The organism is Xanthomonas sp. SHU 166 (assembly GCF_000364685.1).
Lineage (GTDB): Bacteria > Pseudomonadota > Gammaproteobacteria > Xanthomonadales > Xanthomonadaceae > Xanthomonas_A > Xanthomonas_A sontii.
The window spans coordinates 1-870 of record NZ_AQOJ01000604.1 but is presented as its reverse complement, the minus strand read 5'-3'; the positions used below and the strand labels follow the sequence as shown (position 1 = coordinate 870).

General features: G+C 74.4%; 1 protein-coding gene. It reads right to left on the bottom strand.

The window, feature by feature from the left end; genetic code table 11:
* Positions 1-69 precede the first annotated feature (69 nt).
* The coding region (locus D180_RS14885) for an HlyD family secretion protein (protein WP_017913422.1) at positions 70-870 on the bottom strand (801 nt) is incomplete at its 5' end.

Genomic DNA, 870 nt, shown 5'->3' with positions numbered 1-870 from the left:
CCCCCGCCAGCCAGGCCCCGGTGTCGGCCTTGCCCGGCGCCTGCGCGCCGGCCGCCGCGGCCGCTTCGCTCACGGGGTGCGCCCGCGCGGGGCGACCGTATCCTGGCCCTGCGCGTCCTCTTCCTCCACGCGCTCCTTGGCGTCCTTGGCGCTGCGCGTATCGACCGTCACCGTCACCGACATGCCCGGCACCAGCACCTTGCGCGCCTCGGCGCCGGCCTTGAGGCGGATCCGCACCGGCACCCGCTGCACCACCTTGGTGAAGTTGCCGGTGGCGTTCTCCGGCGGCAGCAGCGCGAACTGCGACCCGGTGCCCGGGGCGATGCTCTCGACCACACCGTCCAGTTCCACCCCGGATAGCGCATCGACCTCGATCCGCGCCGGCTGCCCCGGCCGCATCAGCCCGACCTGGGTTTCCTTGAAGTTGGCGCTCAGGTACAGCGCGTCCACCGGCACCACGCTCATCAACCGGGTGCCGGCCGCGACGAACTGGCCGACCTGCACGGTCTTGTCGCCGATGCGGCCGGCGATGCGCGCGGTCAGGCGGGTGTCCTCCACCGCCACTTCCGCCTGCGCGGCGTCGGCCTGCGCCTGCACCAGCCCGGCGCGGGCCTGGTCGAGCTTGGCGCTGGTGCCCTGCACCTGGCTCTCCGCAGCGACGACCTGGGCCTTGGCCGCGTCGAACTGCGCCTGCGCGCGGTCACGGTCGTGGACGATGCTTTCGTAGTGTTCGTGGGTGTCGGCGCCGGACGCGGCCAGCGGCCCGAAGCGCTTGGCCTCGCCCTGGGCGAAGCGCAGGCTGGCGGCGGCCGCAGTCACCTGGGTGCGCGCCTGCTGCAGGCTGGCGCGCTGCGCCTGCAGCCCGGCCTC